The sequence below is a fragment of the Streptantibioticus silvisoli genome (assembly GCF_027947535.2).
In the GTDB taxonomy this organism is placed as follows: Bacteria; Actinomycetota; Actinomycetes; order Streptomycetales; family Streptomycetaceae; genus Streptantibioticus_C; species Streptantibioticus_C silvisoli.
The window spans coordinates 76,063-100,862 of record NZ_JAAGKO020000011.1 but is presented as its reverse complement, the minus strand read 5'-3'; the positions used below and the strand labels follow the sequence as shown (position 1 = coordinate 100,862).

The 24,800-nt window shown below is 73.0% G+C and carries 21 protein-coding genes; 13 read left to right on the top strand and 8 right to left on the bottom strand.

The window, feature by feature from the left end:
* The first annotated feature begins 68 nt into the window (after window positions 1-68).
* The 9 genes from uvrC (at window position 69) to POF43_RS10555 (ending at window position 10,378) form a co-directional block, all read left to right on the top strand.
* Complete coding sequence (uvrC, locus tag POF43_RS10595) at window positions 69-2,528, top strand: excinuclease ABC subunit UvrC (RefSeq protein WP_282704523.1); 2,460 nt, start codon at window positions 69-71, stop codon at window positions 2,526-2,528.
* Window positions 2,525-3,493: an RNase adapter RapZ gene (gene rapZ / locus POF43_RS10590; RefSeq protein ID WP_271318060.1), complete on the top strand. Its 969-nt coding sequence runs from the start codon at window positions 2,525-2,527 to the stop codon at window positions 3,491-3,493. The genes uvrC and rapZ overlap by 4 nt, the downstream gene beginning before the upstream one ends.
* Window positions 3,490-4,500, top strand: coding sequence for a gluconeogenesis factor YvcK family protein (locus tag POF43_RS10585; protein WP_271318059.1), 1,011 nt, complete (start codon window positions 3,490-3,492; stop codon window positions 4,498-4,500). Before rapZ ends, POF43_RS10585 begins: the two co-directional genes overlap by 4 nt.
* A complete protein-coding gene (whiA, locus tag POF43_RS10580) occupies window positions 4,491-5,468 on the top strand; it encodes a DNA-binding protein WhiA (protein WP_271318058.1) in 978 nt (325 codons plus the stop codon). The genes POF43_RS10585 and whiA overlap by 10 nt, the downstream gene beginning before the upstream one ends.
* 949 nt (window positions 5,469-6,417) lie before the next feature.
* Window positions 6,418-7,422: a type I glyceraldehyde-3-phosphate dehydrogenase gene (gap, locus tag POF43_RS10575; protein ID WP_271312891.1), complete on the top strand. Its 1,005-nt coding sequence runs from the start codon at window positions 6,418-6,420 to the stop codon at window positions 7,420-7,422.
* A gap of 89 nt (window positions 7,423-7,511) precedes the next feature.
* On the top strand, window positions 7,512-8,714 hold the full coding sequence (locus POF43_RS10570; protein WP_271312890.1) for a phosphoglycerate kinase: 1,203 nt from the start codon (window positions 7,512-7,514) through the stop codon (window positions 8,712-8,714).
* 28 nt (window positions 8,715-8,742) lie between these two features.
* A complete protein-coding gene (gene tpiA / locus POF43_RS10565) occupies window positions 8,743-9,507 on the top strand; it encodes a triose-phosphate isomerase (RefSeq protein ID WP_271312894.1) in 765 nt (254 codons plus the stop codon).
* 110 nt (window positions 9,508-9,617) lie between these two features.
* A complete protein-coding gene (secG, locus tag POF43_RS10560; protein ID WP_271312889.1) occupies window positions 9,618-9,854 on the top strand; it encodes a preprotein translocase subunit SecG in 237 nt (78 codons plus the stop codon).
* A gap of 188 nt (window positions 9,855-10,042) precedes the next feature.
* Window positions 10,043-10,378 (top strand): RNA polymerase-binding protein RbpA, encoded by a 336-nt coding sequence (locus POF43_RS10555; protein ID WP_078590626.1) that lies wholly within the window; start codon window positions 10,043-10,045, stop codon window positions 10,376-10,378.
* A gap of 84 nt (window positions 10,379-10,462) precedes the next feature.
* On the opposite strand, the gene pgl is transcribed toward POF43_RS10555, so the two are convergent.
* The 5 genes from pgl to tkt are packed head-to-tail and all read right to left on the bottom strand — an operon-like array spanning window position 10,463 to window position 17,043.
* Window positions 10,463-11,242 (bottom strand): 6-phosphogluconolactonase, encoded by a 780-nt coding sequence (gene pgl, locus POF43_RS10550; protein ID WP_372515948.1) that lies wholly within the window; start codon window positions 11,240-11,242, stop codon window positions 10,463-10,465.
* Entirely contained in the window at window positions 11,239-12,279 is a 1,041-nt protein-coding gene (gene opcA, locus POF43_RS10545) for a glucose-6-phosphate dehydrogenase assembly protein OpcA (protein WP_271322191.1), read from the bottom strand. Before opcA ends, pgl begins: the two co-directional genes overlap by 4 nt.
* The gene (zwf, locus tag POF43_RS10540; RefSeq protein WP_271312886.1) at window positions 12,276-13,811 is read right to left on the bottom strand and encodes a glucose-6-phosphate dehydrogenase; all 1,536 of its coding nucleotides are present in this window, start codon (window positions 13,809-13,811) and stop codon (window positions 12,276-12,278) included. Before zwf ends, opcA begins: the two co-directional genes overlap by 4 nt.
* Window positions 13,808-14,926, bottom strand: coding sequence for a transaldolase (tal, locus tag POF43_RS10535; protein ID WP_271322192.1), 1,119 nt, complete (start codon window positions 14,924-14,926; stop codon window positions 13,808-13,810). The genes zwf and tal overlap by 4 nt, the downstream gene beginning before the upstream one ends.
* A 38-nt stretch (window positions 14,927-14,964) precedes the next feature.
* Window positions 14,965-17,043 (bottom strand): transketolase, encoded by a 2,079-nt coding sequence (gene tkt / locus POF43_RS10530; protein WP_271322193.1) that lies wholly within the window; start codon window positions 17,041-17,043, stop codon window positions 14,965-14,967.
* A gap of 355 nt (window positions 17,044-17,398) precedes the next feature.
* On the opposite strand from tkt, the gene POF43_RS10525 reads away from it, so the two are divergent.
* The 4 genes from POF43_RS10525 to POF43_RS10510 all read left to right on the top strand — a co-directional run bounded on the left by POF43_RS10525 (window position 17,399) and on the right by POF43_RS10510 (window position 21,665).
* Window positions 17,399-18,349 (top strand): heme o synthase, encoded by a 951-nt coding sequence (locus POF43_RS10525; RefSeq protein ID WP_271322194.1) that lies wholly within the window; start codon window positions 17,399-17,401, stop codon window positions 18,347-18,349.
* A 149-nt stretch (window positions 18,350-18,498) separates the two neighbouring features.
* On the top strand, window positions 18,499-18,858 hold the full coding sequence (locus tag POF43_RS10520) for a hypothetical protein (protein ID WP_271312882.1): 360 nt from the start codon (window positions 18,499-18,501) through the stop codon (window positions 18,856-18,858).
* Window positions 18,859-18,939: 81 nt separating this feature from the next.
* A complete protein-coding gene (locus tag POF43_RS10515) occupies window positions 18,940-20,550 on the top strand; it encodes a type I glutamate--ammonia ligase (RefSeq protein ID WP_271322195.1) in 1,611 nt (536 codons plus the stop codon).
* Entirely contained in the window at window positions 20,550-21,665 is a 1,116-nt protein-coding gene (locus tag POF43_RS10510; RefSeq protein ID WP_271312880.1) for an amidohydrolase family protein, read from the top strand. The genes POF43_RS10515 and POF43_RS10510 overlap by 1 nt, the downstream gene beginning before the upstream one ends.
* Window positions 21,666-21,692: 27 nt before the next feature.
* On the opposite strand, the gene POF43_RS10505 is transcribed toward POF43_RS10510, so the two are convergent.
* The 3 genes from POF43_RS10505 to POF43_RS10495 all read right to left on the bottom strand — a co-directional run bounded on the left by POF43_RS10505 (window position 21,693) and on the right by POF43_RS10495 (window position 24,698).
* Window positions 21,693-22,709 carry a COX15/CtaA family protein gene (locus POF43_RS10505; protein ID WP_271322196.1) on the bottom strand — a complete coding sequence of 339 codons (1,017 nt, stop codon included), beginning with the start codon at window positions 22,707-22,709 and terminating at the stop codon, window positions 21,693-21,695.
* Between the two features lie 274 nt (window positions 22,710-22,983).
* On the bottom strand, window positions 22,984-23,766 hold the full coding sequence (locus POF43_RS10500; RefSeq protein ID WP_271322197.1) for an ABC transporter permease: 783 nt from the start codon (window positions 23,764-23,766) through the stop codon (window positions 22,984-22,986).
* A complete protein-coding gene (locus tag POF43_RS10495) occupies window positions 23,763-24,698 on the bottom strand; it encodes an ABC transporter ATP-binding protein (protein WP_271312877.1) in 936 nt (311 codons plus the stop codon). Before POF43_RS10495 ends, POF43_RS10500 begins: the two co-directional genes overlap by 4 nt.
* Between the last annotated feature and the right edge of the window lie 102 nt (window positions 24,699-24,800).

Here is a 24,800-nt window from a genome sequence, read left to right as displayed (position 1 = left end):
CGGCCCGCCGTCCCGCGCCCGCCGGTGCGCGGGACGGGATTGTCCCACCCCGCCAGTAGGGTTGACCCATGGCCGACCCGTCCAGCTACCGCCCGAAGCCGGGACAGATCCCCGATTCGCCGGGGGTCTACCGGTTCCGTGACGATCACCGCCGGGTGATCTACGTGGGCAAGGCCAAGAGCCTGCGCCAGCGGCTCTCGTCGTACTTCCAGGACATCACCAACCTCCACCCGCGCACCGCCACCATGGTCACCACGGCCGCCTCCGTGGAGTGGACCGTGGTCTCCACCGAGGTCGAGGCGCTCCAGCTGGAGTACTCCTGGATCAAGGAGTACGACCCGCGGTTCAACGTCAAGTACCGCGACGACAAGAGCTACCCGTCGCTGGCCGTCACGCTGAACGAGGAGTTCCCCCGGGTCCAGGTGATGCGCGGTCCCAAGCGCAAGGGCGTGCGGTATTTCGGGCCGTACGCGCACGCCTGGGCGATCCGGGAGACCGTCGACCTGCTGCTGCGGGTCTTCCCGGTGCGCACCTGCTCCGCCGGCGTCTTCAAGCGGTCCGCGCAGATCGGCCGGCCCTGCCTGCTGGGGTACATCGGCAAGTGCTCGGCGCCCTGCGTCGGCCGCGTCACGCCGCAGGAGCACCGCGAACTCGCCGACGAGTTCTGCGACTTCATGGCCGGCCGCACCGGTACGTACCTGCGCCGCCTGGAGACCGGCATGCGCGAGGCCGCCTCCGAGATGGAGTACGAGCGGGCCGCCCGGCTGCGTGACGACATCGAGGCGCTCAAGCGCGCGATGGAGAAGAACGCCGTCGTGCTCACCGACGCCACCGACGCCGACCTCATCGCGGTCGCCGAGGACGAACTGGAGGCCGCGGTCCAGATCTTCCACGTCCGCGGCGGCCGGGTGCGCGGCCAGCGCGGCTGGGTCACCGACAAGGTCGAGGCGGTCGACACCGCCGGACTGGTCGAGCACGCCCTCGTCCAGCTGTACGGCGAGGAGCGCGGCGACACCGTGCCCAAGGAAGTGCTGGTCCCCGTCGTGCCGGAGCCGGCCGAGCCGATCGCCGAGTGGCTGGCCGAACGGCGCGGTTCGCAGGTGTCGTTGCGTGTACCGCAGCGCGGCGACAAGAAGGACCTGATGGCGACCGTGCAGCGCAACGCCCAGCAGGGGCTGGCGCTGCACAAGACCAAGCGCGCCTCCGACCTGACCACCCGCTCCCGCGCGCTGGAGGAGATCAGCCAGGCGCTCGGCCTCGACCAGGCCCCGCTGCGCATCGAGTGCTTCGACATCTCCCACCTCCAGGGTGACGACGTGGTCGCCTCCATGGTCGTCTTCGAGGACGGCCTCGCCCGGAAGAGTGAATACCGCCGCTTCCAGATCAAGTCCTTCGCCGGCCAGGACGACGTCCGGTCGATGCACGAGGTGGTCTCCCGGCGGTTCCGCCGCTACCTGCGCGAGATGCAGCGCGACGGCGAATGGCCGGCCGCCGCCGGGACCGGGGACGCCCCCGGAGGGCCCGGGGACGCCGTAGAGGGCGGCGCCGCAGGCGCGGGCACCGGTGACCACGGCGGTGACCACGGCGACGACCGCGGTGAGCACGCCGGCGACCACTCGATCGTGCTCGACGGGCCCGCCGGCGCCGTGGCCGACGGGGCCGGCCCGGACGGTGACGGGCCGGACGGGGACGGGCACGAGCTGCCGTCCGGGCCGATCGATCCGGACACCGGCCGGCCGCGGAAGTTCGCCTACCCCCCGCAGCTGCTCGTGGTCGACGGCGGACAGCCGCAGGTCGCGGCCGCCCGGCGGGCGCTGGAAGAGCTGGGCATCGAGGACATCGCCGTCTGCGGCCTGGCCAAGCGGCTGGAGGAGGTGTGGCTGCCGGACGAGACGGACCCGGTCATCCTGCCGCGCACCAGTGAGGGGTTGTACCTGCTCCAGCGGGTGCGCGACGAGGCGCACCGGTTCGCGATCGCCTACCAGCGCAGCAAACGCACCAAGGCGTTGCGCTCCGGCGCGCTGGACGCCGTACCGGGGCTGGGGGAGACCCGCCGGCAGGCGCTGCTGAAGCACTTCGGCTCGCTCAAGCGGCTGCGCGCCGCCACGGTCGAGCAGATCCGCGAGGTGCCCGGCGTGGGCCGGCACACCGCCGAGGCGGTCGCCGCCGCACTCGCCGGTGCCGCGCCGTCCGCGCCCGCCGTGAACACCGCGACAGGAGAGATCATGGAGGAAGAGGGCCCGGCCACCACCACTCCCGAAACCGCCGCCCCCGACACCGTCCCCCCGGCCGCTCCCACCTCGGCGGCCCCCGAGACCACCTCCGACATCCGCCCCACCCCCGCGAACCCCGACCCCGACACCCCTGACCCCGACACCACCCCCGACACCTCAGGCGCCACCACCCCCGACCCCTCGAACACCACCACCCCCGCCGAACCCCCCGCGCCGCGGGCCGTCCCGTACATACCTCCCGCGCCGCAGGCTCCCGTACCGCGCGACGCGGGCGACGGGCGGTCGCAGGCATGACACCGAGCGACAGCGGCACCCCGGCGGGCACCCCGCGCACCAGCAGACCGAACGACGTAGACGGAGCACACGTGACCACGGACGGAGCGAGTCGGGTGGCGGAAGCCATCCCCGAACTGGTGATCATCTCCGGCATGTCCGGGGCGGGCCGCAGCACCGCGGCGAAATGCCTGGAGGACCTGGGCTGGTTCGTGGTGGACAACCTGCCACCGGCCCTGATCCCCACCATGGTCGACCTCGGCGCCCGTTCGCAGGGCAACGTCGCGCGCATCGCGGTCGTGGTCGACGTGCGCGGCCGGCGCTTCTTCGACACCCTGCGCGAATCGCTGGCCGGCCTGGACGCCAAGGGCGTGCGGCGCCGGGTGCTGTTCCTGGAGGCGTCCGACGACGCGCTGGTGCGCCGCTTCGAGTCGGTGCGCCGCCCGCACCCACTCCAGGGCGACGGCCGGATCGTCGACGGCATCGCCGCCGAACGCGACCTGCTGTGCGAACTGCGCGGCGACGCCGACCTGGTCATCGACACCTCCGGCCTCAACGTCCACGAGCTGCGCGCCAAGATGGACGCCCAGTTCGCCGGCGACGAGGAGCCGGAACTGCGGGCCACCGTCATGTCGTTCGGCTTCAAGTACGGCCTGCCGGTCGACGCCGACCTGGTGGTCGACTGCCGTTTCCTGCCCAACCCGCACTGGGTGCCGGAACTCCAGCCGTTCACCGGGCTCAACGACGAGGTCGCCCAGTACGTCTTCAACCAGCCCGGCGCCAAGGAGTTCCTGGACGGCTACGCGGAACTGCTGCACATCGTGGCCGCCGGATACCGCCGCGAGGGCAAGCGGTACGTGACGATCGCGGTCGGCTGCACCGGCGGCAAGCACCGCAGCGTCGCGATGTCGGAGCGGCTGGCGCGGCGGCTGTCGGCCGACGGGGTGGAGACCGTGACGGTCCACCGGGACATGGGGCGCGAGTGATCAGAGCGACATCGGCGCGGCGGCTGCGCGGCAACCGCCGTTCCGGGGCCGCTCCGAAAGTGGTGGCCCTCGGCGGCGGGCACGGCCTGTCCGCCTCCCTCGCGGCTCTGCGCCGCATCACCCAGGACCTGACGGCCGTGGTCACCGTCGCCGACGACGGCGGCTCCAGCGGCCGGCTGCGCGACGAACTCGGCGTTCTGCCCCCCGGCGACCTGCGCAAGGCGCTCGCCGCGCTGTGCGGGGACGACGAATGGGGCCAGACGTGGTCAAGGGTGATCCAACATCGGTTCACCAGTAAGGGTGAGATGCACGGCCACGCGGTCGGCAACCTGCTGATCGTCGCCCTGTGGGAGCAACTCGGCGACCCCGTGGCCGCGTTGGAGTGGGTGGCCCGCCTGCTGGGCGCCCACGGGCGGGTCCTGCCGATGTCGGCGGTGCCGCTGCACCTGGAGGCCCTGGTACGCGGTCACGACCCGGCCCGGCCGATGGACACCCGCACCGTGCGGGGGCAGGCCGCGGTCGCTCTGACGCCCGGCGAGGTGCTCCGGGTCAACCTGGTCCCGGGCGACCCGCCGGCCGTTCCACAGGCCGTACAGGCGGTTCTGGACGCCGACTGGGTGGTGCTGGGGCCGGGGTCGTGGTTCTCCTCCGTCATCCCGCACCTGCTGGTGCCGGAGCTCGCCGACGCGCTGACCCAGACCCGGGCGCGCCGGGTGCTCACCCTCAACCTGGTGCCGCAACCCGGCGAAACCGACGGCTTCTCTCCGCAGCGTCACTTGGAGGTTTTGGCCCGACACGCCCCTAAACTCACCATCGACGTGGTGCTGGCCGACGAGGCCGCCGTGCCCGACCGCCCGAGCCTCGTGGAGGCCGCGGAGCGGCTGGCCGGCCGGGTGGAACTGGCCAGGGTCGCGGCCCCCGACGGGCCCCGGCACGACCCGGAGCTGCTGGCCGCCGCGTACGACCGGATTTTTCGGATGCATGGAAGGATCGGCCCATGGCGATGACGGCAGCGGTGAAGGACGAGATCAGTCGGCTCCCCGTCACCCGTACCTGCTGCCGGAAGGCGGAGGTGTCGTCGATCCTGCGGTTCGCCGGCGGCCTCCACCTGGTGAGCGGCCGGATCGTGATCGAGGCGGAACTCGACACCGGTATCGCCGCGCGGCGGTTGCGCAAGGACATCCTGGAGATCTTCGGGCACGCCTCCGACCTGGTGGTGATGGCGCCCGGGGGCCTGCGCAGAGGCAGCCGGTACGTGGTGCGGGTGGTGGCCGGCGGTGACCAGCTGGCCCGGCAGACCGGCCTGGTCGACGGCCGCGGCCGCCCGATCCGGGGCCTGCCTCCCCAGGTGGTCTCCGGCTCGACCTGCGACGCGGAGGCCGCCTGGCGCGGCGCGTTCCTGGCCCACGGTTCGCTGACCGAGCCGGGGCGCTCCTCCTCGCTGGAGGTGACCTGCCCCGGTCCGGAGGCGGCGCTGGCGCTGGTCGGCGCCGCGCGGCGGCTCGGCATCCCGTCCAAGGCCCGCGAGGTGCGCGGGGTGGACCGGGTGGTGGTCCGCGACGGCGACGCCATTGGCGCGCTGCTGACCCGGCTGGGGGCGCACGAGTCGGTGCTGGCCTGGGAGGAGCGCCGGATGCGCCGCGAGGTGCGCGCGACGGCGAACCGGCTGGCCAACTTCGACGACGCCAACCTGCGCCGGTCGGCCCGGGCCGCGGTGGCGGCCGGGGCCCGGGTGCAGCGGGCGCTGGAGATCCTCGGCGACGACGTGCCCGAGCACCTCGCGGCGGCCGGGCGGCTGCGGATGGACCACAAGCAGGCGTCGCTGGAGGAGCTGGGCTCGCTGGCCGACCCGCCGCTCACCAAGGACGCGGTGGCCGGCCGGATCCGGCGGCTGCTGGCGATGGCCGACAAGCGCGCCTCCGACCTGGGCATCCCGGGCACGGAGTCCAACCTGACGGAGGAGATGGTCGGTTGACGCCGGGGGCGGGCCACCCCGCCCGCCCCGACGCCGCTCCCCGCGGGACCCCGACGCACCACCGGCCCGCTCCCCGCGGGACCCCGCGTAACGCCGGCCCCGCGCATGCCGGCCCCGCGTATGCCGGCTCTACGTAACGCCGGCCCCGCGTAACGCCGGCCCCGCGTAACGCCGGCCCCGCGTAACGCCGGCCCCCGACCAGCGCCGGCCCCGACCGCCGCGCCGCTTCCTGTGCACCCTGCGCCGCACGCACCGTCCGCCGATCCCTGCGGAACCCGTGCACCCGTGCACCCGTGCACCCGTGCACCCGTGCACCCGTGCACCCGTGCACCCGTGCACCCGTGCACCCGTGCACCCGTGCACCCGTGCACCCGCGCGCACCGCTCACCCGACCGCGTCGGCTCGCGCGCACCGCTCACCCGATCGCGTCGGCTCGCGCGCACCGCTCACCCGATCGCGCTGGCTCGCGCGCACCGCTCACCCGACCGCGCCGGCTCGCACGTACCGTTCACCCGACCGCGTGGGGCCCGCGCCCACCGTCCACCCACTCCGCGAGACCGGCCCGCACCGCGCGCGCCCCAACTCCCGCGCCCGCCTCGTGCGTACCGCCCGCCCCCACTCCAACCCGCGCCCCCGTGCGCACCGTCCGCCCCACCGCCCCCGCGCCGCCTCGCGCCGCGGCGCCGCCCCACCGCCCCCGCGTACCGCCATGGTCCCGTGCCCGCTCCGTGCCCGCCCGGTGCACGCTCCGTGCCCACCCCGTGTCCGCCCGGCGCGCGCCCGGCGCACGCCTCGTGCCGGGGTGCCGGGGCGGCTCCCGCGGACCGTTCGCCACGGCCCCGGCGATGTCACCCGGGACATCTCGTCAAGGTAGGGTCGTCAGTGGTCGGGGACATCCCATACGAAGCAGCCGGAGTGTATTCCGGCGCATCAACAAGGAGATCGGTTCGTGACGATCCGCGTAGGCATCAACGGCTTTGGCCGCATCGGTCGTAATTTCTTCCGTGCCGCCCTGGAGCAGGGTGCGGACCTGGAGATCGTGGCTGTCAACGACCTGGGCAACACCGCGACCACCGCCCACCTGCTCAAGTACGACACCATTCTGGGCCGCCTCAAGGCCGAGGTGTCGCACACCGAGGACTCCATCACGGTCGACGGCAAGACCATCAAGGTCCTCGCCGAGCGCGACCCGGCCAACATCAAGTGGGGTGAGCTCGGCGTCGACATCGTCATCGAGTCCACCGGCATCTTCACCAAGGCGGCCGACGCCGGCAAGCACATCGCCGGCGGCGCCAAGAAGGTCATCATCTCGGCTCCGGCCAAGGATGAGGACATCACGATCGTCATGGGCGTCAACAACGAGAAGTACGACGCCGCCCAGCACCACATCATCTCCAACGCCTCCTGCACCACCAACTGCGTGGCGCCGATGGCGAAGGTCCTGCTGGAGAACTTCGGCATCGTCAAGGGCCTGATGACCACGGTCCACGCGTACACCAACGACCAGCGCATCCTGGACTTCCCGCACTCGGACCTGCGCCGCGCCCGCGCCGCCGCCGAGAACATCATCCCGACCACCACCGGTGCCGCGAAGGCCACCGCGCTGGTGATCCCGGAGCTGGCGGGCAAGCTGGACGGCATCGCCATGCGGGTGCCGGTCCCCACCGGCTCGGTCACCGACCTGGTCATCGAGGTGGAGCGCGAGGTCACCCGGGACGAGGTCAACGCCGCGTTCCAGAAGGCCGCCTCCGGCCAGCTCAAGGGCATCCTGGACTACACCGAGGACCCGATCGTCTCCTCGGACATCGTCAACTGGCCGGCCTCGTGCACCTTCGACTCCTCCCTGACCATGGTCCAGGGCAAGAGCGTCAAGATCATCGGCTGGTACGACAACGAGTGGGGCTACTCCAACCGCCTGGTGGACCTGACCACCTTCATCGGCGGACAGCTCTGACCCCCACCCGGTAGCACCGGTACGCGGGACGGGGCCCGGACGACGCCTTCGTCCGGGCCCCGTCCCCGTTCCACGATCCAGGAGCCACTGTGAAGACGATCGACGATCTTGACGTCGCCGGCCGACGGGTGTTCGTCCGGGCCGACCTGAACGTTCCGCTCTCCGGGAGCGAGATCACCGACGACGGCCGCATCCGGGCCGCCGTTCCCACCATCACCGCGCTCGCCGAACGCGGCGCGCGGGTGATCGTCGCCTCGCACCTCGGCCGCCCCAAGGGCGCGCCGGACCCGCAGTTCTCGCTCGCGCCGGTCGCCGAGCGGCTGGCCGAACTCCTCGGCCGGCCGGTCGCGTTCGCCTCCGACACCGTGGGCGACAGCGCGAAGGCCACCGTCGCCGCCCTGGCCGACGGCGAGGTCACGCTGCTGGAGAACCTGCGGTTCAACGCGGGCGAGACCGCCAAGGACGACGCCGAGCGCGGCGCGTTCGCCGACGAGCTGGCCGCGCTGGCCGACGCCTACGTGGGCGACGGCTTCGGCGCCGTGCACCGCAAGCACGCCTCGGTCTACGACCTGCCCGCCCGGCTGCCGCACGCGGCCGGCGGACTGATCGCCACCGAGGTCGGCGTGCTGAAGAAGCTCACCGAGGACGTCAGCCGGCCCTACGTCGTCGTGCTCGGCGGCGCCAAGGTCTCCGACAAGCTCGGGGTCATCGACCACCTGCTGGACAAGGCCGACCGCATCGTGATCGGCGGCGGCATGATGTTCACCTTCCTGGCCGCCAAGGGCCTGCCGGTGGGCCGCAGCCTCCTGCAGGAGGACCAGTTGCCGGCCGTCCGCGACTACCTGGCGCGGGCCGAGGCGGCGGGGGTGGAGTTCGTGCTGCCGACCGACGTGGTCGGCGCCACCGAGTTCCCGGACCTGAAGACCAAGGCGCCGGCCCACCCGCGTACGGTCGCCGCCGACGCGATGCCGGACGACCTGATGGGCCTGGACATCGGCCCGGAGTCGCGCAAGCTGTTCGCGTCCAAGCTCGCCGACGCCGCCACCGTCTTCTGGAACGGCCCGGCCGGCGTCTTCGAGCACCCGGACTTCGCCGAGGGCACCCGGGCGATCGCCCAGGCGCTCGTCGACAGTCCGGCCTTCACCGTCGTCGGCGGCGGTGACTCCGCGGCCGCGGTGCGCACCCTCGGTTTCGACGAGAACGCCTTCGGCCACATCTCGACCGGCGGCGGCGCCAGCCTCGAATACCTCGAGGGCAAGAAGCTGCCCGGCCTCGACGCACTGGAGGACTGACCGCGTGACGACCACCCGCACCCCGCTGATGGCGGGCAACTGGAAGATGAACCTCAACCACCTCGAGGCCATCGCGCACGTCCAGAAGCTCTCCTTCTCGCTCAACGACAAGGACTACGCGGCCGTCGAGGTCGCGGTCCTGCCGCCGTTCACCGACCTGCGCACCGTGCAGACCCTGGTCGACGGCGACAAGCTGAAGATCAAGTACGGCGCCCAGGACCTGTCGGCGCACGACTCCGGCGCGTACACCGGGGAGATCTCCGGCGCGATGCTGGCCAAGCTGCGGTGCTCCTACGTGACCGTCGGCCACTCCGAGCGCCGCCAGTACCACGGTGAGGACGAGACGATCGTCAACGCCAAGGTCAAGGCCGCCTTCCGGCACGAGCTGACCCCGATCCTGTGCGTCGGTGAGGGCCTGGAGGTCCGCAAGGCGGGCGACCAGGTCTCCCACACCCTCGCCCAGGTCGAGGGCGCCCTCAAGGACGTGCCGGCCGAGCAGGCCCGCACCCTGGTCGTGGCCTACGAACCGGTGTGGGCCATCGGCACCGGCGAGGTCGCCACCCCGGACGACGCCCAGGAGGTCTGCGGCGCGATCCGCACCAAGCTGGACCAGCTGTACGACCCGACGGTGGCCGACGCGGTCCGCATCCAGTACGGCGGCTCGGTGAAGTCCGGCAACATCGCGGCGATCATGGCGCAGCCGGACGTCGACGGCGCACTGGTCGGCGGTGCCGCGCTGGACGCCGAGGAGTTCGTCAGGATCGTCCGGTTCGGCGACCAGGCAGTAGGCTGACGGGCTGGTTCCGAAGTACTCTGGCGGGGCCGGACGCGATCTCCTCGTGGCCGGCTCCGCATCGCCGTAAGGCCCCCGGATCGTCGTTGTCCCCCAGAGAGGCTCCAGCCGTGGTCATCGGGTTCTCCATCGCCCTCATCGTGTTCAGCCTGCTGCTGATGCTGCTGGTCCTGATGCACAAGGGGAAGGGCGGCGGCCTGTCCGACATGTTCGGTGGCGGTATGCAGTCCTCCGTCGGCGGTTCGTCCGTCGCCGAGCGCAACCTCGACCGCATCACCGTCATCGTCGGACTGCTGTGGGCGGTCGCCGTCGTCGGTCTCGCCCTGGTCATCAAGTTCCAGAAGTGACGGCCGTACTGGCGCGTTCGTACCGGTAACGGCCCCACTGGGAGCACAACTGACGCCTTGTCGCGTCGGCGGCTTATCATGGGACCGTGTCCCTCGTCAGCCCGGCCCATTGGCCCGCAGCGGGACGCGTCGTAAGGTCTCCGTAAACTGGACGACCTGGCAGCACCATCACGCAGGGAGTTACGACCGTGGCAAGTGGCAACGCGATCCGAGGCAGTCGGGTCGGAGCGGGGCCGATGGGTGAGGCGGAACGCGGCGAGTCCGCGCCCCGTCTTCGCATCTCCTTCTGGTGCTCCAACGGGCACGAGACCCAGCCGAGTTTCGCCAGTGACGCGCAGATCCCGGACACCTGGGACTGCCCCCGCTGCGGCTTCCCGGCCGGACAGGACGAGAACAACCCGCCGGCCCCGCCGCGCACCGAGCCGTACAAGACGCACCTCGCCTACGTGCGCGAGCGGCGCAGCGACGCGGACGGCGAGGCGATCCTCGCCGAGGCGCTGGCCAAGCTGCGCGGCGAGATCTGACGCACCGCGCCACCCGGCACGACGGCCCGGCCGCGCCCCCGTGAGGGGTGCGCGGCCGGGCCGTCGCCGTCGTGGACTCCTCCGTCAGCCGGAGGCCGGCGGATACAGCTGCCGGGGCAGCTTCACCGCCGCGGCCCGGTCCAGCAGCCACAGCGTGCGGCTGCGGCCCTGGGCACCGGCCGCCGGGGCCTGCACCTCACCGGCGCCGGACAGCGCGATGGCCACCGCCTGCGCCTTGTCCTCACCGGCCGCCAGCAGCCACACCTCGCGGGCCTGCCGGATGGCCGGCAGGGTCAGCGAGATGCGGGTCGGCGGCGGCTTGGGAGCCCCGCGCACCCCGATCACCGTGCGTTCGGACTCCCGTACGCCCGGGTGCTCGGGGAACAGCGACGCCACGTGGGTGTCCGGGCCGACGCCGAGCAGCAGCACGTCGAACGCCGGAACGCGGGTGCGGTCCTGCGGTCCGGCGGCGGCGGCCAGCTCCCGCTCGTAGCCCTCGGCGGCGGCGTCCAGGTCGCCGCCGAACTCCCCGTCGGAGACCGGCATGGCGTGCACCCGCTCCGGGGTCAGCGGCACCGAGGACAGCAGCGCGTCGCGGGCCTGGGTGTCGTTGCGGTCCGGGTCGCCCGCGGGCAGGAACCGCTCGTCACCCCACCACAGGTCCAGGCGTGCCCAGTCCACCGCGTCCCGGGCCGGCGCGGCGGCGAGCGCCGCGAGCAGCGCGTTGCCGTTGCGCCCGCCGGTGAGCACCACCGAGGCGGTGCCGCGGGCGGACTGGGCGTCCACGATCTTCGTGATCAGCCGGGCCGCCGCGGCCTGCGCCATCAGCTCCTTGTCCCGGTGGACCACGACCTGCGGGGTCACTTCGGCTGCTCCCCGTCCGCGTCGGACTTCGGCGCCGCCTTCTTGGCCGCCGCCTTCTTCGGCGCCGACGCACCGGTGGCACCCGGGACGTCACCGCCGGCCGGGCCGCCGTCGGCCGACAGCCGGTCGACGCCGAACTTCACCGCGGACTCGTAGATGTCGTCCGGGTCCAGCCGGCGCAGCTCCTCGGCGATCAGCTCGGCGGTCTCCCGCCGCTTGAGCGCCACGTGCCGGTCCGGCTGCCCCGGCACGGCCAGCTCCGCCAGCGCGCCGTCCGCGCGGTCCAGGCAGATCTCGCCGTCGGCGGTGGACAGCCGCACGGCGGTCAGCCCGGGGCCGTCGGAGACCCGGCGCTCGACCGGTACGCCCAGCCGGTCGGCCAGCCACATGCCCAGCAGCTCGGTGCTCGGGTTGTACGCCTCACCCTCGACGACCGCGCCCTTGATCTTGGCGTGCTTCTGGTCCAGCGCCGCGGCCAGCATGCTGCGCCACGGGGTGATCCGGGTCCAGGCCAGGTCGGTGTCGCCGGGGGAGTAGGTCTCCGCCCGGTTGCCGAGCTGGCCGACCGGGTCCTCGTGGGCGGCGGCGTCGGTGATCCGGCGCTGCGCCAGCCGGCCCAGCGGGTCCTCCGACGGGTGGGCCGGCGGGTCCTCCGGCCACCACACCACGACCGGGGCGTCCGGCAGCAGCAGCGGCAGCACGACGGACTCGGCGTGGTTGGCCAGTTCCCCGTGCAGCCGCAGCAGCACCGTCTCACCGGTGCCGGCGTCCGAGCCGACCCGGATCTCGGCGTCCAGCCGCGAACCGGCCCGCTCGCGCGGTGAACGGCCGTGCCGCTTGATGACCGCCAGGATGCGCGAGGGGTGCTCGCGCGAGGCGTCACCGGCCGCCCGGAGCGCGTCGTAGGCGTTGCCCTCGTCGGTGACGACGACCAGGGTCAGCACCATGCCGACGGCCGGGGTGCCGATCGCCCGCCGTGCGTGGATGAGACCGTTGTTGATCTTCGACGAGTTGGTGTCCGTGAGATCGATCTTCATGGCCGGCGCCAGCTCCTGCCGTCTCGTGCGAGCATCTCGTCCGCCTCGGTGGGACCCCAGGTCCCGGAGGCGTACTGCGCGGGCTTGCCGTGCTGCTCCCAGTACTGCTCGATCGGGTCCAGGATGGTCCAGGACAGCTCGACCTCCTGGTGCCGCGGGAAGAGGTTGGCGTCGCCGAGCAGCACGTCCAGCAGCAGGCGCTCGTACGCCTCCGGGCTGGACTCGGTGAACGACTCGCCGTACGCGAAGTCCATGGTGACGTCGCGGACCTCCATCGCGGTGCCCGGCACCTTGGAGCCGAACCGCACGGTGATGCCCTCGTCCGGCTGGACCCGGATGACCAGGGCGTTCTGCCCCAGCTCCTCGGTGGCACCGGACTCGAAGGGCAGGTAGGGGGCGCGCTTGAAGACCACCGCGATCTCGGTGACCCGGCGGCCCAGCCGCTTGCCGGTGCGCAGGTAGAACGGCACCCCGGCCCAGCGGCGGTTGTTGATGGTGAGCTTGATGGCGGCGTAGGTGTCGGTCTTGGACTTGGGGTCGATGCCGTCCTCCTCCAGGTAGCCGAGCACCTCCTCGCCGCCCTGCCAGGCGTGCGCGTACTGACCGCGCACGGTGTGCTTGCCGAGGTCGTCGGGCAGCTCGACCGCGCCCAGCACCTTCAGCTTCTCCGCCACCAGCGCCTTGGGGTGGAAGGAGCCGGGCTCCTCCATCGTGGTCAGCGCCAGCAGCTGGAGCAGGTGGTTCTGGATGACGTCGCGGGCCGCGCCGATGCCGTCGTAGTAGCCCGCGCGGCCGCCGATGCCGATGTCCTCGGCCATGGTGATCTGCACGTGGTCGACGTAGGACCGGTTCCAGATCGGCTCGAACATGGTGTTGGCGAACCGCAGCGCCAGGATGTTCTGGACCGTCTCCTTGCCCAGGTAGTGGTCGATCCGGAAGACCTCGTTGGGCGGGAAGACGCTGTGGACGACCTTGTTGAGCTCCTGGGCGCTGGCCAGGTCGTGGCCGAACGGCTTTTCGATGACCGCCCGGCGCCAGGACTCGCCCTGGCCCTCCGACAGGCCGTGCTTCTTCAGCTGCTCGACGACCTTGGGGAAGAACTTCGGCGGCACCGACAGGTAGAACGCGAAGTTGCCGCCGGTGCCCCGGGCCCGGTCGAGGTCGGCGATGGTGGTCGCCAGGGTCTTGAACGCCTCGTCGTCGCCGAACTCGCCGGGCACGAAGCGGAAGCCCTCGGCCAGCTGCGTCCACACCTCCTCGCGGAACGGGGTGCGGGCGTGCTCCTTGACGGCGTCGTGCACGACCTGGGCGAAGTCCTCGTCCTCCCAGTCGCGGCGCGCGAAGCCGACGAGCGAGAAGCCCGGCGGCAGCAGGCCGCGGTTGGCCAGGTCGTAGACGGCCGGCATGAGCTTCTTGCGGGACAGGTCCCCCGTGACCCCGAAGATGACCAGACCGGACGGTCCCGCGATGCGCGGGAGCCGCCGGTCGGACGGGTCACGCAGCGGATTGCTGGTGAGCGTCACGTGTCTCATGCCTCCGAGGGGGCGAGGCGCTTGAGCTCCGCCTCGGTCGACTTGAGCAGGTCGTTCCAGGACGCCTCGAACTTCTCGACGCCCTCGTCCTCCAGCACCTGGACGACGTCGTCGTAGACGATGCCGGCCGCGGCCAGCGCGTCCAGGTCCGCCTGCGCCTGCTCGTACCCGCCGGTGACGGTGTCGCCGGTGATCTCACCGTGGTCGCCGGTGGCCTCCAAGGTGGCCTCCGGCATGGTGTTGACGGTGTTCGGCGCGACCAGCTCGGTGACGTAGAGGGTGTCGGGCATCGACGGGTCCTTGACCCCGGTGGAGGCCCACAGCGGCCGCTGCTTGCGGGCGCCGGCCTTCTCCAGCGCCGCCCAGCGCTTCGAGCCGAAGACCTCCTCGTACTCGCGGTACGCCAGCCGGGCGTTGGCCAGCGCGGCCTTGCCCTTCAGGCCCGCAGCCCGCTCGCCGCCGATCTTGTCCAGCCGCTTGTCGATCTCGGTGTCGACGCGCGAGACGAAGAACGAGGCGACCGAGCGGATCTTCGACAGGTCCAGGCCCGCCTCCTTGGCCTTCTCCAGGCCGGTCAGGTAGGCGTCCATCACCTTGCGGTACCGCTCGAGCGAGAAGATCAGCGTGACGTTGACGCTGATGCCCCGGCCGATGACCTCGGCGATGGCCGGCAGGCCCGCCTCGGTGGCCGGGATCTTGATCAGGGTGTTGGGCCGGTCCACCAGCCAGGCCAGCTGCTTGGCCTCGGCGACCGTGGCGTGCGTGTTGTGCGCCAGCCGCGGGTCGACCTCGATGGAGACCCGGCCGTCCTGGCCGTCGGTGCGGTCGAAGACCGGGCGCAGGATGTCGGCCGCGTCCCGCACGTCCGCGGTGGTGATCATGCGGACGGCTTCCTCGACGCTGACCCGGCGCACCGCGAGGTCCGCGAGCTGCTGGTCGTAGCCGTCGCCGGCCGAGATCGCCTTCTGGAAGATGGTGGGGTTGGTGGTGACCCCCACCACGTTGCTGCCTTCGATCAGTTCGGCGAGGTTGCCGGAGGTGATCCGCTTGCGGGACAGGTCGTCCAGCCAGATCGCCACGCCCTCGTCGGAGAGGCGCTGGAGTGCGTCTGTCATCGGTCTTGCATCTCCTCGGATTGTCTGAAGCGGTGGGTTCAGCGCTTGGCGTCGGCGAGCGAGGCGCGGGCGGCCTCGACCACGGCTTCGTCGGTGAGGCCGAACTCCTGGTAGAGCACCTCGTAGTCGGCGGAGGCGCCGAAGTGCTCCAGGCTCACGATGCGGCCGGCGTCGCCGACGAACCGGTACCAGGTCAGGCCGATGGCCGCCTCGACGGCGACCCGGGCCCGCACCGACGGCGGCAGCACGCTGTCGCGGTACGCCTGGTCCTGCTCCTCGAACCACTCCACCGACGGCATGGAGACCACCCGGGCCGGCACCCCCTCGGCCTGGAGCCGCTCGCGGGCGGCGACCGCGATCTGCACCTCGGAACCGGTGCCGATCAGGATGACCTCGGGCGCGCCGCCCTCGGAGTCCAGCAGCACGTAACCGCCCTTGGCGGCGTCCGGGTTGGCCGGGTAGGTCGGCACGTTCTGCCGGGTCAGGGCCAGGCCGTGCGGGGCCGGACGGGCGTCGTGGCGGCGCATGATCTCGTGCCAGGCGATGGCGGTCTCGTTGGCGTCGGCCGGCCGGACCACGTTCAGGCCGGGGATGGCGCGCAGCGCGGCCAGGTGCTCGATCGGCTGGTGGGTCGGGCCGTCCTCGCCCAGGCCGATGGAGTCGTGCGTCCACACGTAGGTGACCGGCAGCCGCATCAGCGCGGCCAGCCGGACCGCGGGACGCATGTAGTCGGAGAAGACCAGGAACGTGCCGCCGTAGATACGGGTGTTGCCGTGCAGCGCGATGCCGTTCATGGTCGAACCCATGGCGTGCTCGCGGATGCCCCAGTGCACGGTGCGGCCGTAGGGGCTGGCGCCCGGCAGCGAGTTGCCGACCGGCAGGAACGAGGAGTCCTTGTCGAACGTGGTGTTGTTGGAGCCGGCCAGGTCGGCCGAGCCGCCCCACAGTTCGGGGATCAGCTTGCCGAGCGAGCCCAGCACCTCGCCGGAGGCCTTGCGGGTCGCGACGGACTTGCCCTCGGGGAAGACCGGCAGCGCCTTCTCCCAGCCGTCGGGCAGCTTGCCGGACCGGATGCGGTCGAACTCGGCGGCACGCTCGGGGTTGGCGGCGCGCCACTGCTGGAACCGCTTGTCCCACTCGGCGTGCGCCTGGCGGCCGCGCTCGGCGACCTCGCGGGCGTGCGCCAGCACCTTGTCCTCGACCCCGAAGTGCTGCTCGGGGTCGAAGCCGAGGACCTTCTTGGTGGCCGCGACCTCGTCCTCGCCGAGCGCCGCGCCGTGGGCGGCACCGGTGTTCTGCGCGTGCGGGGCGGGCCAGGCGATGATGGTGCGCGCGGCGATCAGCGACGGGCGGCCGGTCTCGGCGCGGGCGGCCTGCAGGGCCTGGTGCAGCGCCTGGACGTCGAAGTCGCCGCTGGCGGACTGCTCGATGCGCTGCACGTGCCAGCCGTACGCCTCGTAGCGGGCGCAGACGTCCTCGCTGAAGGCAGTCTCGGTGTCGCCCTCGATGGAGATGTGGTTGTCGTCGTACAGGGCGACCAGGTTGCCGAGCTTCTGGTGGCCGGCCAGCGAGGAGACCTCGGCGGAGATGCCCTCCTCCAGGTCGCCGTCGGAGACGATGGCCCAGATGGTGTGGTCGAACGCCGACTCGCCGGTCGGGGCCTCCGGGTCGAACAGGCCGCGTTCGTAACGGGCGGCCATGGCCATGCCGACGGCGTTGCCGATGCCCTGGCCCAGCGGGCCGGTGGTGGTCTCCACACCGGTGGTGTGACCGTGCTCGGGGTGGCCGGGAGTGCGCGAGCCCCAGGTGCGGAACGCCTTCAGGTCATCCAGTTCCAGGCCGTAGCCGGACAGGTAGAGCTGGATGTACAGCGTCAGCGAGGTGTGGCCGGGGGACAGCACGAAGCGGTCCCGGCCGGTCCAGTCCGGGTCGTACGGGTCGTGCCGCATCATCTTCTGGAACAGCAGGTACGCGGCGGGCGCCAGGCTCATGGCGGTGCCCGGATGGCCGTTGCCGACCTTCTGCACGGCATCCATGGCCAGTACCCGGACGGTATCGACGGCCCGCTTGTCCAGATCGGTCCACGCGAGATCTGTGGTGGTCGGCTTGGTGCTCACCCTGGGTCAGGGCTCCTCTCCACAATGATCGATAAGCCGGTCGGGCCATACGCCCACCGGGCGTTTGGAGCCTACCCTTGCTGGGCAGCCCCGCCGTCGGGTTCACCCCTGCCGGAGCAACCTCGGAACGGTTTGTTCATTCCCGGTACATAGTCTCGCCTACCGGTGGTGCCCGCGGCACGCGACCCCGGCCACCGTTCGGCGGGTACCCGGTCGGCCCGGGGTCAACACAGGGTCACCCCGGCGGTCGGCGGCGTCACGGCAGCGTCTACAGTGGCGTGGTACGTGCGGGGACCGCCGCAAGTCGTCACAACTGTGATGGTCCCGCTGGTCTTTCTCCCTCCCAGAGGTGTTCGTGACGGCCGTCGATTCCCGACCCTCCGGGGTCATCACGACGACGCCACCGAGGCACCGGCCGTTCGGGGCCCGTGTCATGGCGTTCGTGGCGCTGACCAAGCCGCGGATCATCGAACTGCTGCTGATCACCACCGTTCCGGTGATGTTCCTGGCGGCGCACGGCGTTCCGGACCTGTGGCTGGTGGTCGCCACCATGGTCGGCGGTTATCTGTCGGCCGGTGGCGCCAACGCGCTCAACATGTACATCGACCGCGACATCGACGCGCTGATGGACCGCACCTCGCAGCGGCCGCTGGTGACCGGCATGGTCTCACCGGCCGAGGCGCTGGTCTTCGGCATCACGCTGTCCGTGGTCTCCACCGCGTGGTTCGCGCTGCTGGTCAACCCGCTGTCCGCGGTGCTGTCGCTGACCGCGATCCTCTACTACGTCTTCGTCTACACCCTCGGCCTCAAGCGCCGCACCACGCAGAACATCGTGTGGGGCGGGGTGGCCGGGTGCATGCAGGTCCTCATCGGCTGGTCGGCGGTCCGCGACGACCTCGCCTGGGCGCCGTTCGTGCTCTTCCTGGTGCTGTTCTTCTGGACGCCGCCGCACTACTGGCCGCTGTCGATGAAGGTCAAGGACGACTACGAGCGGGTCGGCGTGCCGATGCTCCCGGTGGTGGCCGGCAGCCAGGCGGTCGCCCGGCAGATCGTGCTCTACAGCTGGGTGATGGTCGCCGTCTCGCTGACCCTGTGGTGGCCGCTGGGCGCCGCCGGGCCGGTCTACGGCATGGTCGCGGTGCTGCTGGGCGCCTGGTGGCTGAAGGAGGCGCACGCGCTGCACGCCCGCGCCAGGAACGGCGTCACCGGCGGCGCGCTGAAGGAGATGCGGCTGTTCCACTGGTCGATCACCTACGCGACCCTGCTGTTCGTCGCCGTCGCGATCGACCCGTTCATCCACCTCTGACCCCACCGCTCACCGGCGGACCGGCTCCGGGCCGGTTCGCCGCGCGGACCGGCCGTGCCCCCGTCGCCGGGGGTGCGGCCGGCGGCGTAACGGACCTCATACCGCGGTGAATCTGTACCGGCCGATTACCGACGGGTAGCATCGAGATCATGCCAGAGACATCGCAGGAGACCCCGGCGGCGGAAACCGGACAGGACGCCCGAACCGAGCGCCGCGTCGCACGACTCGCCCGGCAGATCAGCGCGTTCGCCACCGGCCACGGCGGCAGCGCCGATGGCCAGATCGCGTACCTGGGCGAGATCGGAAGCCGTATCGTCCTGGTCGGCGCCGACGGGGCATGGGGTGATCTGGTCGCGCCGTCCCACGAGATCGCCCGGCGTGCCGTCGAACGTGCCGGGATCACCGTCCACGACGACTTCGACGGCGAGCTGGCCGCCACCGTGCGCACCGGCCCGTACGAGTGGAAGCGGATGGCCGGAATCCAGCTGGGCGGCGCCGCCAACCGCTGATCCGCCCCTGCCCTCGGCACCATGGACGTGATCCACCGCACGCGTGGACGACGTTCACCGACCGCGAGGCGAGGAGCAGCCATGGCCACGGGGGACCGGGACCGGACCAGGCCGCCGGACGCCGACCGCGAGACGTACGCGGCGGCCCGCCGCGCGGCGGCCCGGCTGACCGCGCTGGAGGTGACCGCGGTCGCGCTCACCGTGACCGACACCGCGGGCGTCGTCCGGGTCAAGGCCGTCCCGGTCGACCGGCTGGCCGACGCCGCCGTGCGCGGCGTCGGCATCTCCCCGGTCTTCGACGTCTTCACCTCCGCCGACGCCATCACCGCCACCGCCGACCTCGGCGGCCCCGACGGCGACCTGCGGCTGGTGCCCGACCTGGGCCGGCTCACCGTCCTGGCCGCCCAGCCCGGCTGGGCCTGGGCCCCGGCCGACCGCTTCGACCAGCTCGGCACCCCGCACCCCGGCTGCTTGCGGCACTTCCTGCGGCGTACGACCGCCGCCGCGCACGCCCGCGGCCTGCGGGTCGCGATGGGGTACGAGACCGAGTGGGTCGCGCTGCGCCCCGGCCCCGACGGCCACCACGTCCCCGCGTTCGACGGGCCCGCCTACGGCATGAGCCGGCTGGTCGCGGCCTCCGACTACCTGCGCGACATCGTCAGCGCGCTGCGCGCCCAGGACGTCGCCGTCCGGCAGGTGCACCCCGAGTACGCCCCCGGGCAGTTCGAGGTCAGCACCGCCCCGGCGGACCCGCTGGCCGCCGCCGACGACGTCGTCCTGGTCCGCGAGACCGTCCGCGCCGTCAGCCACGCCCACGGCCTCACCGCCGCCTTCGCCCCCGCGATCGTCGCCGGCCAGGTCGGCAACGGCTGCCACCTGCACTTCTCCCTCACCGCGGCTCCGGCGGGGCGCGCGGGACCGCAGGCGGTGGGGGCCCCGGCCGGGGCGGACGAGGCGGCGACCGGTGAGGTGACGCCCGGCGCCGGCGGCGAAGTGGCTCCCGGAGAGGTGGCTCCCGGCTCCGGCAACGAGGTGGCGCCCGGCACCGGCGACGAGGTGGCTCCCGGCGAGAGCGGCACGGCCGGCGCGGTGGCGAGCGGCGCGGCCGGCCCCGGCGAAGCCCCCGGCGGGGAACTGCTGCGCGGCGGGGCCGGGCCGCACGGGCTGACGCCGGAGGGCGAGGCGTTCCTGGCCGGCGTCCTCGACGCGCTGCCCGCGCTGCTGGCCGTCGGCGCGCCCTCCCCGGCGAGCTACCTGCGGCTCGGCCCCTCGCGCTGGGCCGGCGCCTACCAGTGCTGGGGCCTGGAAAACCGGGAGGCCGCGCTGCGCCTGGTCAGCGGCCCGCCCGGCGAACCCGGCGGCGCGCACGCCGAGGTCAAGTGCTGCGACGCCGCCGCCAACCCCTACCTGCTGGCCGGCGCGGTCCTCGCCGCCGGGCTGGCCGGGCTGGAGGCCGCCGCCCGGCTGCCCGCCCCGGTCCGCGGCGACCCGGCCGTCAACGCCCCGGGCACCCCCCGGCTGCCGCGCACCCTGACCGAGGCCGCCGACCACCTCGCCGCGCACGACGTGCTGCGCGCCGCGTTCGGCCCGGTGCTGCACGACGCCGTGCTCGCCGTGCGCCGCGCCGAGGAGGAGGCACTCGCCGGCCGGTCCCCGCAGGACGTGGTGGCGGCGACCCTGCGGCGCTACTGATGAGCGTGACGAGCCCGCTGCCCCCGCTGATCGACCAGCACTGCCACGGCGTGGTCAGGACCCAGCTCGGCATAGGGTCCTTCGAGCCCTACCTCACCGAGGCGCACGCCCCCGCCGCGCCGGGCACCACGTACTTCGACACCCAGACCGGCTTCGCGGTACGCCGCTGGTGCCCGCCGCTGCTGGGGCTCGAACCGCACTGCCCGCCCGCGCACTACCTGGCCCGGCGCCGCGAACTGGGACCCTACGAGGCCACCCGCCGGCTGCTGGCCGGCACCGGTATCGGCACCTTCCTGGTCGACACCGGCCTGCCCGGCGACCTGACGGCACCCGACGAACTGGCCGGCATCGCCGGCGGCGCCGCGCACGAGATCGTCCGGCTGGAGTCCGTCGCCGAACAGGTCGCCGACGCCTCCGCCACCGCCGCCGCCTTCGTCAGCGACCTCGCCGAGGCGGTGCACGCCGCCGCCGAGACCGCCATCGCGTTCAAGTCGGTCGCCGCCTACCGCCACGGGCTGGCGCTGGCCCCCCAGCCGCCCTCGCCGGCGTACGTACGGCTCGCGGCGGAGGACTGGCTGGCGGCCCGGGCACCCGGCGGACGCGTCACCGACCCGGTCCTGCTGCGGCACCTGCTGTGGAACGCGGTCGCCACCGGCCTGCCGCTGCAACTGCACACCGGCTTCGGCGACCCCGACCTGCGCCTGGACCGCGCCGACCCCACGCTGCTGACCGACTTCGTGCGGGCCACCGCCGACTCCGGCGCCGCCATCGTGCTGCTGCACGGCTACCCGTACCACCGGCAGGCCGCCTACCTGGCCCACGTCTTCCCGCACGTCTACGCCGACGTCGGCCTCGCGCTGACCCACACCGGTTCCCGCGCCGCCGCCGTGCTGGCCGAGACCCTGGAGCTGGCGCCGTTCGGCAAGCTGATGTTCTCCACCGACGCCTACGGGCTGCCCGAACTGTTCGTCACCGGCGCCCGGTTGTTCACCGACGCGCTGGAACGGCTGTTCACCGCGTGGGTGGACGAGGGCGCCTGGTCACGGCCCGACGCCGACCGGGTCGCCGCCCTGCTGGTCGACGGCAACGCCCGCCGCGTCTACCGGCTGCCGTGACGCCCGCGCCGCCGCGGATCACCGGGATCACACTGCGGTCGTGACCCCGGACCCCTGGGCCGGCTCCTGGGCCGGGCCCCGTGCGGAGTCCTGGGCCGGCAGCGCCGGGTCGCCCTCCGCGGTGGCCGCCGGGCGCTCCCGCAGCGACAGCACGACCCGCAGCATCGCGATCCACACCAGGCAGGCGCCGAACATGTGCGCCTCGACCAGGCCGACCGGCACGTGCGTGGCGTACTGGACGTAACCGATGACGCCCTGCGCCATCAGCACCCAGAACAGCTCCGCCACCCGCCGCAGGGGACCGGCTCCGGCGCCGGTCGCGCGCAGCACGAACCACAGGGCGACGGTCAGGCCGACGACGCTCCACACGAAGTCGGTGTGCAGCTGGGTGACCTCGCGCCAGTCGACCGGGATGCGGTGCACCTTGCGGGCATCCCCCGCGTGCGGACCCGCACCGGTGACCACCGTGCCGGCCAGCAGCAGCCCGGCGGTCGCCGCGGCCAGCACCCACGTCAGCTGCCGCACCGGCCGCGGCGCCAGGTCCCGCACCGGCGCGTCGCCCTCCCGGGTCCGGTGCCACATCAGCACCGCCACCGTCAGCAGGGAGAACGCCAGCACGTCGTGCGAGCCGACGAGGTACGGGTTCAGGCCGGTCAGCACCACGATGCCGCCGAGCACCGCGTTGCCCATCACGACCCAGAACTGCGCCCAGGCCAGCCGGGTCAGACCGCGCCGCCACGGCGAGCGGGACCGGGCCGCCAGGATCGCCACGCCCACCACGACGCACAGCACGTCGGTGATCATGCGGTTGGTGAACTCGATGGCCCCGTGGATGCCCATCGCCCGGGTGGGCGTCAGGCTCTGCGGGGTGCAGGTGGGCCAGGTCGGGCAGCCGAGACCGGAGTCGGTCAGCCGGACCGCGCCACCGCCCACCACGATGAGCACCGCCATCACCACCGTGGCCAGCGCCGCGCGTTCCACGAACGTGGCGGACGGCTGCCAGCGGCGGGCGAGCAGCGCGAGGGGATTGAGCGAATTCGGCACCCGCTCATCGTAGGCGGGCCGCTTGTGCATTCCTTCACGAGGGTCCCGGCCCCGGCCGCCACCGCCGCCCACCTGCCACTGTTCCGCCGCGTTGGGCCTTCCGGGGCACGGCGTCGAGCCTCCCGGCAGAAGCGCCCCGCACCTTCGGCGGAAGCGGCCACCGGAGCCCGTCACCCCCCGCGCGGAGCCTTCATCCCCCGGCGGAAGCGGCCCCCGGAGCCCGTCACCCCCCGCGCGGAGCCTTCATCCCCCGGCGGAAGCGGCCCCCGGCGCCTCACTCCCAGCGGAAGAATCGGGCCGCCGCGGCCAGCGCGACCACCGCCCAGACGGCCAGGACCCCCAGCGGTCCCCACGGGACGCCGGTGCCGTGCTGGAGGACGTCGCGCAGGCCGCCGGACAGGGCGGAGATCGGCAGCAGCTCCAGCACCGCGCGCATCGCGTGCGGGAACTTCGCCAGCGGCACGATCACCCCGCCGCCGACCAGCAGCAGCAGGAAGACCAGGTTGGCGGCGGCCAGCGTGGCCTCCGCCTTCAGCGTGCCGGCCATCAGCAGCCCCAGGCCGGAGAACGCGGCCGTGCCGACCACCAGCAGCAGCAGTACCGCGGCCGGGTCGCCGTGCGGGGACCAGCCCAGCGCGAGGGCGATCACCGCCAGCAGCACCACCTGGCCGGCCTCGACCACCAGCACCGAACAGGTCTTCGCCGCCATCAGCCCCCAGCGCGGCAGCGGGGAGGCCGCCAGCCGCTTGAGCACGCCGTAGCGCCGCTCGAAGCCGGTGGCGATCGCCTGGCCGGTGAACGCGGTCGACAGCACCGCCAGCGCCAGCAGCCCCGGCGCCAGGAAGTCCACCCGGCGGCCCGCGCCGGTCTGCACGATCGGCACCGCGCTGAACAGCACCAGCAGCACGCTGGGGATGATCACCGTCAGCAGCAGCTGCTCGCCGTTGCGCAGCAGCATCCTGGTCTCCAGGCCGGCCTGCGCGCCGATCATCCGCGGCAGCGGGGCCGCGCCCGGCGCGGGGAGGAAGGACCCCGTGGTGGGTTCGGTGACGGTCATGCCCGCAGCTCCTTGCCGGTCAGTTCCAGGAAGACGTCCTCCAGCGAGCGGCGCTCGACGGCGATCCGCTCCGGCATGACGCCGTGCTGCGCGCACCAGGAGGTGACGGTGGCCAGCAGCTGCGGATCGATCCGGCCGTCGACCCGGTAGGCGCCCGCGGTGAGCTCGGTGGCGGCGCTGCCGGCGGGCAGCGCGGTCAGCAGCGACTTCAGGTCGAGACCCGGGCGGCCGGCGAAGCGCAGGCTGTCCTCGGCGCCGCCCCGGCACAGCTCCTCGGGCGTGCCGCGGGCGATGACCCGGCCGGCGTCGATGATCGCGACGTCGTCGGCGAGCTGCTCGGCCTCGTCCATGAAGTGCGTGGTCAGCACCACCGTCACCCCGCAGTCGCGCAGCTCGCGCACCAGCTCCCAGGTGGCGTGCCGGGCCTGCGGGTCCAGGCCGGCGGTGGGTTCGTCGAGGAAGACCAGTTCGGGCCGCCCGACCACCGCCATGGCCAGCGCGAGCCGCTGCCGCTGGCCGCCGGACAGCCGCCGGTAGGTGGTGCGGCCGCAGCCGTCCAGGCCGAGTCGGGCGATGAGCGTGTCCGGGTCGAGCGGGTCGCGGTGCAGCTTCGCGGTGTGCCGGAGCATCTCCTGCGCGCGGGCGCCGGGGTAGACGCCGCCGGACTGGAGCATGACGCCGATCCGCGGCCGCAGCCGGGCGCCGTCGCGCACCGGGTCCAGGCCCAGGACCCGCACCGTGCCGCCGTCCGGCCGCAGGTAGCCCTCGCAGGTTTCGACGGTGGTGGTCTTGCCGGCGCCGTTCGGTCCGAGCACGGCCGTCACCCGCCCGGGTTCCACGGTGAGGTCCAGCCCGTCCACCGCGGTCTTCGCGCCGTTCCTGCCGTACCGCTTGACCAGGCCGACGACCTCGACGGCGGGGGTGCTTCGCATGGGGGGAGTCTAGGCAGCCTCCGCCACGCCCGGTGCGCGGGGCCGTGCGGGCGGTCCGGTGCGCGAGGCCGCCCCACCGGTCTCCGCGATGCCTCCGCCGGC